The organism is Methanosarcina sp. A14 (assembly GCF_001729375.1).
Classification (GTDB): Archaea; Halobacteriota; Methanosarcinia; order Methanosarcinales; family Methanosarcinaceae; genus Methanosarcina; species Methanosarcina barkeri.
Map to the genome: position 1 here is coordinate 1 of NZ_LZPK01000062.1, position 14,555 is coordinate 14,555.

14 protein-coding genes are annotated in these 14,555 nt (G+C 39.5%); 10 read left to right on the forward strand and 4 right to left on the reverse strand.

The genetic code is table 11. The features are described from left to right. Positions 1-340: 340 nt before the first annotated feature. Complete coding sequence (locus A9239_RS04055; protein WP_048154820.1) at positions 341-853, reverse strand: rhodanese-like domain-containing protein; 513 nt, start codon at positions 851-853, stop codon at positions 341-343. 496 nt (positions 854-1,349) lie between these two features. Continuing rightward, a complete protein-coding gene (locus A9239_RS04060) occupies positions 1,350-2,027 on the reverse strand; it encodes a hypothetical protein (RefSeq protein WP_048154822.1) in 678 nt (225 codons plus the stop codon). Positions 2,028-2,685: 658 nt separating this feature from the next. Here A9239_RS04060 and A9239_RS04065 point away from each other — a divergent pair. Together A9239_RS04065 and A9239_RS04075 are read left to right on the forward strand one after the other, a co-directional pair. Continuing rightward, positions 2,686-3,363: a YitT family protein gene (locus tag A9239_RS04065; RefSeq protein WP_176722100.1), complete on the forward strand. Its 678-nt coding sequence runs from the start codon at positions 2,686-2,688 to the stop codon at positions 3,361-3,363. 985 nt (positions 3,364-4,348) lie between these two features. Next, complete coding sequence (locus A9239_RS04075) at positions 4,349-4,669, forward strand: zinc-ribbon domain-containing protein (protein WP_011308363.1); 321 nt, start codon at positions 4,349-4,351, stop codon at positions 4,667-4,669. Positions 4,670-4,855: 186 nt separating this feature from the next. Here A9239_RS04075 and hisS read toward each other — a convergent pair whose 3' ends face one another. Beyond that, the gene (gene hisS, locus A9239_RS04080) at positions 4,856-6,085 is read right to left on the reverse strand and encodes a histidine--tRNA ligase (RefSeq protein WP_048119514.1); all 1,230 of its coding nucleotides are present in this window, start codon (positions 6,083-6,085) and stop codon (positions 4,856-4,858) included. A gap of 387 nt (positions 6,086-6,472) precedes the next feature. Between hisS and cobD the strand changes: the two genes are divergently transcribed. The 8 genes from cobD to A9239_RS04120 all read left to right on the forward strand — a co-directional run bounded on the left by cobD (position 6,473) and on the right by A9239_RS04120 (position 13,551). Beyond that, complete coding sequence (cobD, locus tag A9239_RS04085) at positions 6,473-7,963, forward strand: threonine-phosphate decarboxylase CobD (RefSeq protein ID WP_048119511.1); 1,491 nt, start codon at positions 6,473-6,475, stop codon at positions 7,961-7,963. After that, on the forward strand, positions 7,960-8,946 hold the full coding sequence (locus tag A9239_RS04090) for a cobalamin biosynthesis protein (RefSeq protein ID WP_048119509.1): 987 nt from the start codon (positions 7,960-7,962) through the stop codon (positions 8,944-8,946). The genes cobD and A9239_RS04090 overlap by 4 nt, the downstream gene beginning before the upstream one ends. 164 nt (positions 8,947-9,110) lie before the next feature. Beyond that, positions 9,111-9,653, forward strand: a complete 543-nt coding sequence (gene cobZ / locus A9239_RS04095) for an alpha-ribazole phosphatase CobZ (protein ID WP_048119507.1) — start codon at positions 9,111-9,113, stop codon at positions 9,651-9,653. A 51-nt stretch (positions 9,654-9,704) separates the two neighbouring features. Then, entirely contained in the window at positions 9,705-10,547 is an 843-nt protein-coding gene (gene cobS / locus A9239_RS04100; RefSeq protein ID WP_048119505.1) for an adenosylcobinamide-GDP ribazoletransferase, read from the forward strand. Further along, positions 10,532-11,143, forward strand: a complete 612-nt coding sequence (locus tag A9239_RS04105) for an NTP transferase domain-containing protein (RefSeq protein ID WP_048154824.1) — start codon at positions 10,532-10,534, stop codon at positions 11,141-11,143. The genes cobS and A9239_RS04105 overlap by 16 nt, the downstream gene beginning before the upstream one ends. 42 nt (positions 11,144-11,185) lie before the next feature. Further along, complete coding sequence (locus A9239_RS04110) at positions 11,186-11,896, forward strand: ABC transporter ATP-binding protein (RefSeq protein WP_230629255.1); 711 nt, start codon at positions 11,186-11,188, stop codon at positions 11,894-11,896. Positions 11,897-11,899: 3 nt separating this feature from the next. Beyond that, positions 11,900-12,862: a SufD family Fe-S cluster assembly protein gene (locus tag A9239_RS04115; RefSeq protein WP_048119501.1), complete on the forward strand. Its 963-nt coding sequence runs from the start codon at positions 11,900-11,902 to the stop codon at positions 12,860-12,862. 302 nt (positions 12,863-13,164) lie between these two features. Continuing rightward, positions 13,165-13,551, forward strand: a complete 387-nt coding sequence (locus A9239_RS04120; RefSeq protein WP_329957105.1) for a hypothetical protein — start codon at positions 13,165-13,167, stop codon at positions 13,549-13,551. Between the two features lie 157 nt (positions 13,552-13,708). Here A9239_RS04120 and A9239_RS04125 read toward each other — a convergent pair whose 3' ends face one another. Continuing rightward, positions 13,709-14,392: a DUF5591 domain-containing protein gene (locus A9239_RS04125; protein WP_048154828.1), complete on the reverse strand. Its 684-nt coding sequence runs from the start codon at positions 14,390-14,392 to the stop codon at positions 13,709-13,711. Positions 14,393-14,555 lie beyond the last annotated feature (163 nt).

Genomic DNA, 14,555 nt, shown 5'->3' on the forward strand with positions numbered 1-14,555 from the left:
GCTATGGCTGAATAGTTACATTAATATTTAAATTCGAGTCTAATTTTTTAATGCCGTTTGGCTATTCTATTATTTTTAATTGTAAATAAAAAAGGTATCTGTTTTATCCTGAAATTCTTTCATATGTTGACATCTAGACAGTTGAAGATTTATCATTACTCAGTTTTTACTTCAACTGTATTAGTCCAAAGTATAAAATTCAGGCTCTGTAGAAATCCTATGTTAATAACTGAGTTCTAACTTTGTACCTCTGGTTCTTTGTACCTCTGGTTATAAGTATTTGGAAATTTCTAAATCACAGGATTTCTACAAAAGCTGAGAATATGCCTACGTCATTTCCTTACACATAATGTGGATAATTAGCTGACCATGTTGCAGAATCAGTTACAACTACAACTGGACATCCGGCATTTACCCATGCTGTGAGACCGCCTTGAATATTATATACATTCTTGTAACCGGCATCTGCTATCATTTGACTTGCGGCGCTACCCCGTTTCCCGGTATAGCAATAAACAACGATTTTTGTGTTTTTGTTTTTTGGCAGTTCATTCATCCGGTTAGGCAGTAACTGGTCTTCTGACAAATTAACAGGATCATGTGATGGCACATTTTTTAGTGGTATTAATGTTGCACCTTCAATATGAGAATAGCTATACTCTACAGGCGTACGAACGTCCAGAAGGAATACTCCCTTATCTTCGAGTATGCTTTTAGCCTGACAAGCCGTAACATTCTCATATCCACCTGTGACAGTACAACTAAGCTTAGGTGCTGCTCCTGCAATGCCCGGAGCAATTATGAGAAGCGCGATGAGAATTGCAGCAAAACCTGATAAGTATTGTTTATTCAAGCCTATTCCTCCACTAATACAATTTTTATTTTTTCTTTAAGCTCTAGGGAAAATATAAGGCCTTAAAACATTTTGAAACAACACGTTGTATAACGTTTTATTTCTTAAAATACCGCCAAATTTAGATCTTCCTTAAAAATACTTTTTATCTTATACAAAATTCAATTTTATTTTTTAAAAATTGTAAAATCCACTGAGTGGACGAGTAACAGTCTTTCGTAAACGTTTTTAAAACCTTCTATTACTAAGTAAAAGAAGATTATAACTGGAAATTGCCTTCATGATATTAAATGGTTTGGTTTACGGTCCAGCGAGCAAGAACTTACACAGTAAAAGATATTACCCTTTAAAAAATCAGTTTTGAATGAATCTTAAACTTTAAAGGTTTATAAACTTCAATGAGAATCCAATTTCAGTTAATACCGAAAAAAAATGACTATAATACTTTGAAATATTTTAAAAAGAATGATACGACTTAATTTTTGCAAAAATACCCTTATAACCAGGGAAGTAACGAATCGTTCTTCTCTTTTTTATCCTCTGCCCTTAAACCATCAATCTTTCCTTCTTCATTAGACATGTAATAAGATTTTGCAATTAGCTTTTTCAGAGCCGGTGTTTCTTCAGTGAGGTTCGTTGTATCCATGATCCCGTAGTAAGCTATGAAATAATCTTCTCTTCCTTTAAGGAAAGGTCTCTCGTACACTAGAAAATATCCCGAAGTCTCAGGGCTTTCATACTCTGTTGTGTTAAATGAGTGAGGCCCAAAAGTTTCGCTATAAGAAATTTTAGCTTCACGCCTGCGAATTACTTCCTTAAGTTCTGCACTAATATTTAACTTCTGTTGGGACAAATTGCCGTCTTCTTCTAGATAACGATAAAGGATATCTTCCCCTTTTAAAAATTCAGATTCATCGTCAAAATACCAGACGTTTATGAATTTTCCACCAGAATATTTTCCTGCATTACAGTAAGGGGAAATCTGCGGAAAAAATGACGTACAGTTATGCACATTTCCTTTCCAGGCTCCAGGTATGTACCATTTAGGCATTGATTCTGAAGGGGGCAGCCCTGGTCCGATTGAAATAACATCGAGAATAAACCATGTTCCAATAGTAGCAATTATTAAAAAGACTAAAAGGGCTATTTTCTTATTCACTTTCTTGTAGAACATTTGCCTGCCCCAATTCAATGAAACATAAATGTGGTTAAATTATAATCTGGATCGTTCTCATAAAAATTTGTCCCCTTACTATAAAGAATTTACTTCCATATATTATGCAGAAACTAATATTTAAGTTCGAGACTAACTTTCTATTTACTTGTTTCGTGAATAAATTAAGAATTATTGTATTATTGAAATCAAATTATTACTAAATTTTTTAATTTAAGTTTAAAACTATTCAGATTTACAAATTATACCTTAAATCTTGCAAATCTTCCATGTAATAATTTCTATGTTTTTAGGCTTGTTTCACCCGCATAAAAGCAAAAAGAGATTGAGTTAACATGGTATAGAACGTATAATTCTATATTTTTTGATCTACGAAGTTGAAGATTTTTATATTTCACCTGTAAGCTTTGAGGAGAGGGAATTTTGTTCTTGCCTTTTTAGGTAAAAGAATACTGGATTACTACAAACATATATAAACAACAAGGAATAGCTACAGGAAACATAGCACAAACTTTGGCTTTGTAGAGATCCTCAGAAACAACTAATTTCTGTGAATTTGAGCGAATAAGATGATTATTTTACTTATTTGTTTTTCAGCCTATTGAAGTTAATTTTGATAAGTTTTCTACAAAACCCAAATTTTGAAAAACGGGGCTTAATGCCTATTTTTGGGAGAACATCAGAGTTGGTAAACTTTAAACTGCTTAAAAGATATTTTGTTTTAGTAGCCGGATTGTTTTTTATGGGATTAGGAGTAGACCTAATCACAAAATCAAACTTGGGGACGTCTCCAATTGCAAGTGTCTCATATGTACTTAGTTTGATATTTCCTCTTACATTTGGAGTAACCACTTTTTTAGTAAGCTTCCTGTTCATACTTATTCAAATATTGATACTAAAAACAGATTTTCCAAAGGAGCAATATCTTCAGGTACTGGTAGGTCCGATTTTTGGTTTCTTCATAGATTTTGGAATGAAAATATTCGCTTTCGTAGATTCAAAATTTTATTCTCAAGAAATCATTCTTCTACTGCTTGGTTGCATTCTTCTTGCTTTAGGAATACGTTTAGAAGTTATTGCCAATGTAATTATAAATCCTGGTGAAGGTCTGGTGAAAACAATTGCTAATAAAACGAAAAAAGAGTTCGGGAATATAAAAATTATGTTCGACTGTACACTGGTTCTAACTGCAGTTGTCATTTCACTTTTTGCTTTTAGAGGTATAAATGGATTGGGAGAAGGAACAGTCATTTCCGCTATACTTGTAGGACACATTACAAAAGTAATTAGTACCGTTTTTAAAGATTTTAATGTTGGAAAGTTACTTGTTAATTAAAAATATAAAGGTGAAATCTTGACCCAATCCATTTTGTTGGTCGTGCATTAGTAGGTGGTTAATATTTTGTGTTTGATTATTTTTGCTCGTTGAGTTTGTTTTCTAGGCTTATCTGCTTAAGGTAATTGAGTGTACATAAAGCAGAAAATGAGAGCGAAAAGCGAATGTGTGAGTACTCTAGTGTCGAGTCAAACATAAAATGTCGTATAAAACCTGTGTTTGATAGTTTGATTTTTATGTGGGAAGATTGTTTTCATATCCGTTGGAATGATAAGTAATATTATTTCAACAAATTTTTGTTCATTTTTTACGATTCTATTTGACAGATTATTTTCTATCTCTTGATGGCCATTTGTATGATTTTTGACCAAATTTTTGGTATAGAATTTGACAGATAGCATGAATCTCAGATAAAATATAGATACTATCCAAAAAGTCAGGTCCAAAAGTGCTAAAATGAAATAAAAATCTCTACTAACTTGCCTTATAGTGATTATGATACTGGAAAATCAGAGGCAATTTGACAACGTTTATGAATATTGTCAATTGATTTTTGACAAAAAAGTGAAGCCTCTCACTAAATTTAATTTATACTGTCAAACTAAGGATAAAATTGATTGCAATTATTTGGGATCATTGAATCCTTGATGATTGATTCGACACTAGTGCTTCGATCCCAAAAATCGATTCCTTATTTCCCGGAAAAATCCTATCTTCGGATCTATTCTAAAGCCAAGTTTTATGAACCTATTTCAGAATCGCAGTACTAAGACCCCTTCACAGAACAACCTATGCATATTCCTGATCGGACTTTATGATTTTCACTATCATGGTCGTCAGTCAAAGTTACAATAAATTATAAGTTGCATAGGTTATTTCGTTGCGGACACTAAAAGTGTGTTTATAAATATAATATAAGTGCAAATAACAAAATATAAAAACTTTAATATGTCTTGTACGAAATAGAACCTGGTGAATATACGAAATGGCTGGAAATGCATTTTGCCGTGCTTGTGGTGCTGAGATATTAGACGAAACTGAGATATGTCCCAAATGTGGAGTCAGACAAAAACCAGCTCAAGTTAAGAATCCGGGATTAGCTGCTGTAGCTTCGTTTTTTTGGGTTGGATTAGGTCAAATATACAATGGACAAATAGGAAAAGGGCTATTATTTATGGTTATTGAAGGTATTAATATATTATTACTTTTTGTTGTCATCGGATTTATAACACTTCCTATATTCTGGGCATATGCTATTTATGATGCTTATAAAACAGCAGAGAAAATCAATAATAATACTGTTTAATTATGCAGGCCGTCTCAAAACTATATTTGATTCTACAATTGGATAAATTACTTCATTATGAGATTAACTCATATTTGAATTCGGAATGATTTTCTATCTGAATTTAAGTAAAAATATCGAGTATCCAACTGGAATAAATTAGCAAAGTTTTGAGACAGCCTCAAAAGAGCTGTCTTATCCCGTTTCTTAACAAACTTCCTCAATAATCTCTTCCAGCGTCAGAAGTTCCTGTTCTCCTGAAACCATATCTCTCAGAGTCAGTTTTCCGATTTCAAGTTCTTTTTCCCCGACTATAACCACGTAATCGGCGTTGATGGTATTTGCATAAGAAAGCTGGGCTTTGAAATTACGCTGCATGAGGTCTACATGGACCGGCACGTACTTCCTTAATTCATTTGCAAAACCTATTGCTTTCAGGTGAAGATCGGGTTTCGAGATCAGCATAAGGGTTTTAGGGGCAGGCGGGGTCAGAGGGCAGATTTCCATAATCCGGTCAAAACCTATTCCGAAGCCAGTTGAAGGCACATCTCCGCCTCCGAAAAGCTTGATAAGCTGGTAAGAACCTCCACCGCAGACCTGTTTCTGAGCTCCGAGCCCCTCGGCATAGACCTCAAAAACCATGCCTGTATAGTAGTCAAGTCCGCGTGCAATCCCGAAGTCAAGGGAGTAATCGACTCCGTATGCGTCAAGAAGCTTAAGGGTCTTTTCAAAGTTTACAAGCTCAGGGATATTTCCTACGATTTTTATTACTTCTGGAAGGATATGCTTGCCTTCCAGTTTTATCAGGTGGAAAAGGTCGGACTTGAGCTGTTCTTCGGCTCCTATTTCTTCAAGCAGGGCTTCAAGGCCTGCATACTCTTTCTTGTCTACAAGCCGCATAACTTTGCTCACAATTTCGGGTTCAAGCCCGCTCAAGAGCGTACGTATGACTGCAAGGTTTCCGAGCTTCATGTCGCCCTTCACTCCGGCGGCTTTTAACATGGCAGCGGCAAGGGCAATAACCTCGGCATCGGAATCGGGTTTTCCGCTTCCTATAAGTTCAACCCCGAACTGCCAGAACTCCCTGAAACGGCCTTTCTGGGGACGCTCATAGCGGAAACAGTTTTCGAAGTAGAACAATTTTAAAGGCTTCGGGAAAGGCTGAAGTTCGTTTATATACAGGCGCATGACAGGAGCAGTAAGCTCAGGCCTGAGGGTCATTTCCCTGCCTCCTTTGTCCGTAAAGTTGTAGAGTTCCCCTATGACTCCTTCCCCTGACTTCAGGGTGAAAAGGTCCAGATGTTCAAACGTGGGCGTAATGATTTCACTGTATCCCCATTTACGGGCAACATCTCGCATAACATTTTCCACGTATCTTCTCCGGGCAGTATCGGCAGGTAAAAAGTCCCGGGTCCCTCTTGGTCTATTAACTGTCATTCTTAAATGCACCTGATAATCAAATTAAAACAATTATTTTAAGTTTAATTTAGAATTTTTACTTCAAGGTATAATTTTACTTCAAGGTATAATTTTACTTTAAGGTATAATTTTACTTCAAGGTATATTTTGGAGCTTTTTAGCGCCTCTGGACTGTACTAGTTAAAAGCAATCTATTTTACTTTTTCGATGCTATCTGAAGCTACCAAAAAATGACAGCTTAAATCTAACATTAATATATTTATCCTGTAAAATAAAGTAGACTGGATTCCAAATGAATATTTTTTCGCAATCAAACAATTGTAAAGCAAATAAAGGCAAGCTTACGTTGAATAATATAATAAGCAGATTAATATACATGATTCACACTAAATATTTGCGATTACCGTGTCCGAGCAAAGAAGTGTACCTTTAAGGAAACATCTACTGGACCTGAAGCCCTGCAGGCATGGAGGGTTAGTTCAGGAAACATCTGAAACTTATGGGATTCCTGAAAGTGAAATTCTTGACTTCAGTGCAAACTTTAATCCTCTGGGAAACCCTTTTGAGCATCCGGAAAGCGGATTGAACTTTGATGAGATTCTTAATACTGGTTTTAAGAAACTTGCCGAATATCCTGACAACAGGTATCCTGAGTTTCGAGAAGCTGCTGCAAAGTTCGTAGGGCTTGGAGTCAGCCCAAAGAATATTATTCCGGGTAACGGTTCAACGGAAATTATAAGGCTTATAGTGGAATGCGTAGTTGAAAAAGGAGATACTGTCCTTCTACCCTGGCCCACTTTCGGAGAATACGAAATGCAGTGCCGGATTATGGGCGCAGAACTGCAATACCCAAGCCAGGACGAAGTCGAAACACTTCCTGACGAGCTTCTGGAAAAAGCAAAAATCCTGTTCATCTGTAACCCCAATAACCCGACTGGGAAACTCCGTACCCGAAAAGAAATCAAAGCTCTTGCGGAACGTTGTACACAGCACAAAACACTTCTTTTCGTGGACGAAGCTTTTATCGAGCTTTCAGATCCTTCACAGAGTGTTGCAGATCTTGCAGTAAACAATAATTACGTTTTTGTCATGCGTTCCCTTACAAAGGACTTTGCAATCCCGGGAATCCGGATGGGCTTCGGGATAGCTTCCCCTGAGGTAGCTGAAATTCTGGATACTGCCAGACTTTCCTGGAACCTCGGAACCGTCGCAGACGCTGTAGCAACTTCCCTTCTTAATATTGAAGGCGGGATTGAAAACCCGTACCTGAAAAAAGCGAGGGATATGATCAGGGAAGAAGGAGAGGTTTTTAAAGCTAAACTCGATAGGATAAGGGGTTTTAAAGCCGGAGAGGTGAATGTAAACTTTATCTTGGTTGATATCAGTAAATTCATGCTTGATTCAACGGAATTAACTGCACGTCTGGCAGCTCGCGGAGTCCTCATAAGGGACTGTTCTTCCCTTCACGGTCTTGGAAAGAATTACATAAGGCTTGCAGTCCGGACTTTCGAAGAAAACGACCGGCTAATTGCTGCAATAGGGGATATAATTACCGAGTGGGGTAGAGAACAGGCAAAACAAGAACTGCAGAATGTGATTGAAAAGGCTTCTGAAGAAGGCATTGGAGGCAGGAAAACCTGTGAATACTATCCCTGCCACTTTGAAGGCCAGAACTGTACCTTCTGCTTCTGTCCGTTCTATCCCTGTGAGGACGAGCGCACAGGAGGAAAATGGATCCAGAGCTCAAGAGGCGGAAAAATCTGGAGCTGTGTTGACTGCCATCTGGTTCACAAGACAGAAACTGCGCAGAAAATCCTTGACTGTCTTATGCAGGAAGGAGATACAGATGAACTCGTGAAAGTTGCCTGGAAGAAAGTGATGGAGCCTATTCTATGATTGTACCAGACAGCGGGCATCTTGCTCTGGTACTTTTGCTTGCAGCCGCCATAGACATACTTTTCGGGGAGCCGCCTGCTGCCGTACACCCTGTCGTGTGGATAGGAAAACTAATCAATGTTTTAATAAATGCGGCTCCTCAGACTCACAGGAAAGCCTACGGAGTTGCAATGGCTCTCTGCTGTGTCTTTTTCGCAGCTCTGCTGGGTTACTCCGTGCTTTACATTTCATCCATTCCAGGAATTCCCAGGGTGCTTGCTCTTCTTATAGAGGCATATTTCCTGAAAGCTACCTTTGCTGTCAACTGCCTGCTCGGCCCTGCAAAGGAGATTTATGGGCATCTCGAAGCAAACAGGCTTGATAAAGTCCGGGAACTGCTCCCAATATATGTAAGCCGTAACACTTCAAAACTTACCAGAACCCAGATGTCTTCCGCAGTTATCGAATCCGTATCCGAAAACTATGTTGACGGCGTCTTGAGCCCCATTTTTTATTATACCGTCTTTGGGAAACTCGGACTTGTGGCGGCATATGCATTTAAAGCCATAAGTACTCTGGACTCAATGGTTGGGTACAAAACCGAACCTTACAGGGAACTTGGATACTTTTCAGCGAAATCCGATGACGTATTGAACTGGATCCCTGCCCGCATCTCTGTTCTATTCATTCTTGCGGCAGCCTTTATATTGAGTCTGCTCCCAAAAAAACAGGGAAAATTTTCCCCCATTAACAGTATCAAGAGTGCTCTTGAAGACGGAATGAAAACTCCGTCCCCCAATTCCGGCTATCCCATGGCAGCTACTGCAGGAGCGCTCGGAGTCAAACTTGAAAAACCCGATACTTATATACTTGGGGCTTTATATCCCCCAACCGAAGTAAAAGATATAAAAAGGGTATCCCAATTAATAGCAGTTGCTTCAGGCTTCTTGCTTGTTGCCTGTGCGGCAGTAATTCATTTAGCAGGGATATACCTGTATCCGTGATCCTTCCTTCGCTGATCCAATTGTATAAATGATTTGAATTTTAAGACAGCCTCTGAGATAATCTGAATCCTTTTTGAAACATGGGTTCTGAGAATAAACAGTGTATATCATTAAAGATTTTCAAAAGTAATAAAACCATTTTTTAATAACCCTGAAGTGATCATATGAAGTTATCCGATATTGAGGAAAGAGACCTGAAAAAAGGGCAGCCTGAGAACGTAGAAGAAAAAGCTACAGTCAACATCCTCGATGTCCTTGCTGAAGAAGGCATCAGTGTTCAGGACCTTGCTGATACGGCTCTGGAAATGTATGTTCCCCATCCAGGACTTGAGACCAGGGAGAAAGCCGACGCTTTATTTAAAAGGGAACTTAAGTATGCACTTTCGGACCCAAACCTCTGTCTTCTAATCTATTCCGGGATCTTGCTGGAGCGGGAAGGTAGGGCAGGAACCCTTCCGAACCTCAGCAAAAGTTCTTATGAAAAGGACCTTACTTTTATAATTGCAGACGAAGTGCTCGGCACAAGTATTGCAACCTATATCAGCGGTTCCAAGGGCGCTTTTGAGTTTGTAAGGTTTGACAAACAGAAGCCTGGAATCCTTGCAAAGCTCGGGCCTTTTATGGATGACGTTATCGGGGGCCTTATAGGAGGCGTGTCTTCCAATATGTATTCAAGAGGTATGGCAGAATTTGTAGGGACGGACTGAAAGACGGGACGGACTATAAGAAGGAAAGGATTGAAAAACAGGCGGTGCGCGATGAATTCATATTTGCTTGCTTTTAAATCTGGGTTTGGTTTCCTGTCCACTATTCCTGTGGGAATCAGCATGGAAGGAATCGACGAACTCATGAAAAAAATCTACTTTTATCCCGTTGTGGGGGCTATACTTGGGCTTCTCATAGGGGCAGTTGCATTCATGGGGCAGGTAATATTTCCTGGGCCTGTGCTTGCAGCCCTTCTAATGGGATTCATATATTACATTACAGGCTTTAATCACCTCGATGGAGTCACAGATATCGGGGACGGTTTTATGGCTCACGGGTCACTTGAGAAAAAAATCAAGGCCCTGAAAGACACGACCATCGGGACAGGAGGAGTGTCCTTCTGCATTCTCTTATTACTTACTCTGTACAGTTCGATAAGGGCAGTCCAGCAAGAAGGTTCCGCCGTTTTTGGGTCTAACCTTCCGGTTTTAATGTTTGAATCAATGTTTATTGCAGAGGTCAGTGCAAAACAGTCCATGTTAACTATTGCTGCCTTTGGAAAGCCCATACCTCCGCAGGAAAAACAGGCTTATCCTGGTCTGGGAGCCATGACTATAAAGGGAGCAACCAGAAATAATTTTCTGATTGGATTTGTGTTCGGGGCCATCGTTTGCCTTCTGCCTTTCGGGTGGATAGGACTGTTGCCTTATCTGGGATCCTGCCTGGTGGCTCTGGTGATTCTTAACCGAAGCTATGCCCATTTTGGGGGATTAAATGGCGACGGAATTGGTACTGCTAACGAAATTGGTCGGGTAACTGCACTCATTATTATCGCAGTTCTCCTGCAACTTTCATTGAACGGATATATGGGAGGTTTTAAATGGACGCTATTGTAATGGCAGGGGGGTTTGGACAGAGGCTTGGAATGGGTGAAAAGCCCTGTGTTGAATTACTTGGAAAACCACTTATAGCCTATGTGATAGATACCCTCAGGGCCGCAGAGAATATAAACAGGGTTTTCGTAGCGGTCTCACCTGTTACCCCAAAGACAGAAATTATGATTCAGGAGCGCTACAAAGGAAAAGTTCGTATAATCAGGACTTTTGGCGGAAACTATGTAGGGGATATGATCCACGCGGTCGAAACCGCAGAAACGGTTGGGCCTGTAATGATTATTATGTCAGACCTTCCCCTGATAAGCCCTGATCTTATCGATTATGTAATCGAAAAATATAAGGAAGAAGGAAAACCTGCGCTCTCTGTATATGTTCCTCTCAATATCTGCAAAGGAGCCGGAATCAGGCCAGATACGGTCTTTAACAAGGATGGAAAGTTGATAGTACCTGTCGGAATTAATATTCTGGACAGTTCTCAAATCCGAAACGAACAGGAAGACTTTAATCTGATACTTGATAATCCCAAACTAGCAATAAACGTAAATACTGTTAAGGATTTGCAGCACTGCAAGGATCTGCTGCAGGGCCAAGACTAAAAACTTATAGAGGTGTCATATATTCTATCTGTAAAAAACTTGGTGCTGAGCCGTGATGGAAAGAAAATCCTTAGAGGGGTCAATCTTGAGGTCGGCGACCGGGAAATTCACAGCATTATCGGTGCAAATGGTGCCGGAAAAAGTACCCTTGCCTATACCCTGATGGGACTCCAGGGTTATGAACACGAGGAAGGCAGCCTCATCTTTAATGGGGAAGACATTTCAAAACTTTCAATAACCGAACGTGCAAAAAAAGGCATTACCCTTGCCTGGCAGGAACCTGCTCGTTTTGAAGGGCTGAGAGTCAGGGACTATCTGGCAATCGGGGCAAAAGGCAACGGAGGCGTTACTGAAGAAGAGCTGAAAGAGGCCCTGAGGAAAGTCGATCTTAAACCTGAAAAATACCTGGATAGGGAAGTCGGAGAGGCGCTCAGTGGAGGTGAAAGGAAACGCATAGAACTTGCGTCCATAATTACAATGAAACCAAAGCTTGCTATTCTCGACGAACCCGATTCCGGAATTGATGTCGTTTCCTTAAAGGAAATCGTAAACCTGATCCAAACTTTTAAGGAAAATGGCTCCTCGGTACTTGTAATTACACACAGGAAGGAAATTGCAGCCGCTTCCGATAAAGCATCCCTGATGTGTGAAGGGGTTATCCTCAGGAGCGGAGACCCTCTGGAAATCAGTGAATTTTTCAAAAACAGGTGCATACCTTGCGACAGCAGGGTCTCACCACAAAAGGCGGCCTGAAAAATGACTCAGATAACTCTTAATACACTTTCCAGTGAAATTAAAGATATGGACGCAGCCTATTCGGCATCCGGTGGAGATGCTGCAGTCCTGCATAATCATGATCTTGCAAGCCTTGTGATAAGTGGAAATAAAGTGCTTAATGCAAATGGGATAGAAGGAATTGTGCTCGAACCCCAGGAGACTGAACATGGAGTGGACGTTAAACTGACCATTAGGAAAGGGTATAAAATTCCACATCCTGTCCACCTTTGCTTTGGGCTTATTCCTGAAGATGGGCTCCAGGAAATAAATATGAATTTTGTAGCCGAAGAAGACTCGGCTGTTGAACTCCTCGCTCACTGTACATTCCCTAATGCGGTAAAGATTATTCATAGAATGGAAGCTCAAATGCATGTCGGGAAGAATGCTTCATTAAAGTACACAGAAATTCACTTCCATGGGCCACATGGAGGAGCTCAGGTAATTCCGAAGGCTCATGTAAAGATAGAAGAAGGTGGCAGTTATTTCAATAATTTCTCCCTGATCTCGGGAAGAGTAGGAGTTCTCGAATTCGACTATGATGTGGATGCCGAAAAAGACTCTGTCTGTGAAATGATTACCAAGGTTTACGGGAAAAAAGATGACAAAATAAAAATTATGGAAAAAGTAGCTCTTAATGGGGAAAATGCCAGAAGTGTGATCAAAAGTCGACTGGCTATTACCGAAGATGCGGAGTCGGAGTTCAAGGGAATTACTGAAGGTCATGCACCAAGGTCCAGAGGACACGTGGACTGTTTGGAGGTTCTCCAGGGCAATGCAAAAGCCGAAGCTGTACCGATTATACGTGTTGATAATCCTCTGGCCAAGGTAACCCATGAGGCTGCAATTGGATGTGTGGATAAAAAAGAAGTCGAAACTCTCATGGCCCGCGGCCTTGAAGAAGACGATGCTATTGACACTATCGTAAAGGGAATGCTGGCCTGAAGCCTCTTATTCCCTTTTACAGGACATCAATTAAGTGTATCAGTAAGTAAATATAGAAAGTTAATCCCGAAAATTGATAAAGCCCTAATTTGACAGATTTTATTAATTAATACAGTATTTATTTACACAAAACACATCGCATTGGCATGTTACATTTAGGTAAAATGAAAAATGTCAATAAATCATAAGATGTGAGACAAAACATTGAATTGTATAAAGAAAACAGATGCATGAAGCCCATTTAGACATTATATAATATATGCTTCTGTCAAATTTGGGATAAAGGGGACCCGAAATTTAGTTTGAGTAAGAGGTGGGAAAGTATTATTGGCGAAATTATTATCCTTGAAAAAAAATATTCAGAAAAAAACCTGCAACTTATTACCGGAAAAAAAGATATATCCTCACATTATCAGGATATTCCTGAAGAGATGCTGCTTTTAAGTGAAGTTATAGAAGACCCCCTCAAACTCCCTTACCTGCTGGAAGCTTTCTATACCGCGCCGATTAAGAATGAAAAAGCATTTCACTTCGCGCTCGTAAGAGTCCAGGTTGACTCTGACCTCAGGATGCATGAGGATCTCCAGAAATACCAGCAAAGGAAGTATGTAGCCGAAACTCTGGAAAAGCTGCTCTATGGAGAGCTTATGCTCTCTGTCGGAGAAAACTCAGGAACTGAAAATGACTGATTGCATACATATTTTCTTATAATTCTTTAGTAAAAATCTTCTTTTTATATTTCCTGACTTTTATACTGAAATTTAAAAAATGTATGGAAGAGATGCAGCTTTTCAATAATGCTACAATGCAGCTTTCCAATAATGCTACGTGACATACCTTCAATATTTACAGGACATACCAGTCAGCGTCATCAACCGATAGATCTTCTTTAAGTCCGACTTTTCTCTTTGGAAGCTTAAGAGCATCTGTAATCGCGTCTGATAAGTCCTGAAGGTATTCTCTGGTTGAGAGGCTGTTGTAAATAAAGGGCTTTTCAGGCTGGAGCATAGTCTGGATTGTAGACTCCTTCGGGACAATATCAACTTCTATGTCAACCCTTTCGACGGCTTTTTCCATTGCAGTTCGAAAATCACCAATACAGTAAGCTATTCTGTGTTTGTAATTATCCCGTGTTTTTTCAAGATAAGCAGCAAGTCTTTCACTTTCCATTTTTATGAAATCTCGCTTGATCTTTGCCACGTTACATTTACCCATCATAAAGCTGTAATGCATGAATGGGTATTGCGTATCAAGTTCCCTGGGGGTAATTCCACAGGTTCCGAAGGTTACTATATGTACATCCTCAGGTTTTGCAATCCCGAAGATTATTCGATCGAATTTTTTGTGAGAGGGACTTTCATGATAGGGTTTCCTTTTGGCACAGGGAACAAAAATACATAGTTCCCTATACGGAGCTTCATATTCGTTCAGGACCCATTCATTAGCCCTTATCATATCCGGGTGGTAAATTACCCTATCAGTGTCAAGAGGTTCTTTAGAACGCTCATCTTCAGGAATAATGGGTTTCATAAACGTCAAGCTAATTGAGCCTGGAAATTGTATATATAGTTAACTAACTTCGGAATCTGCAGAGCTTTATGAGTTTGAGAAGTGTCCTCCAAAATTGAATTGGACGCGAATAAAGTAATCAAAAGTAATCAAAGGTAAGCAAAAATAAGCAAATAATCGAATA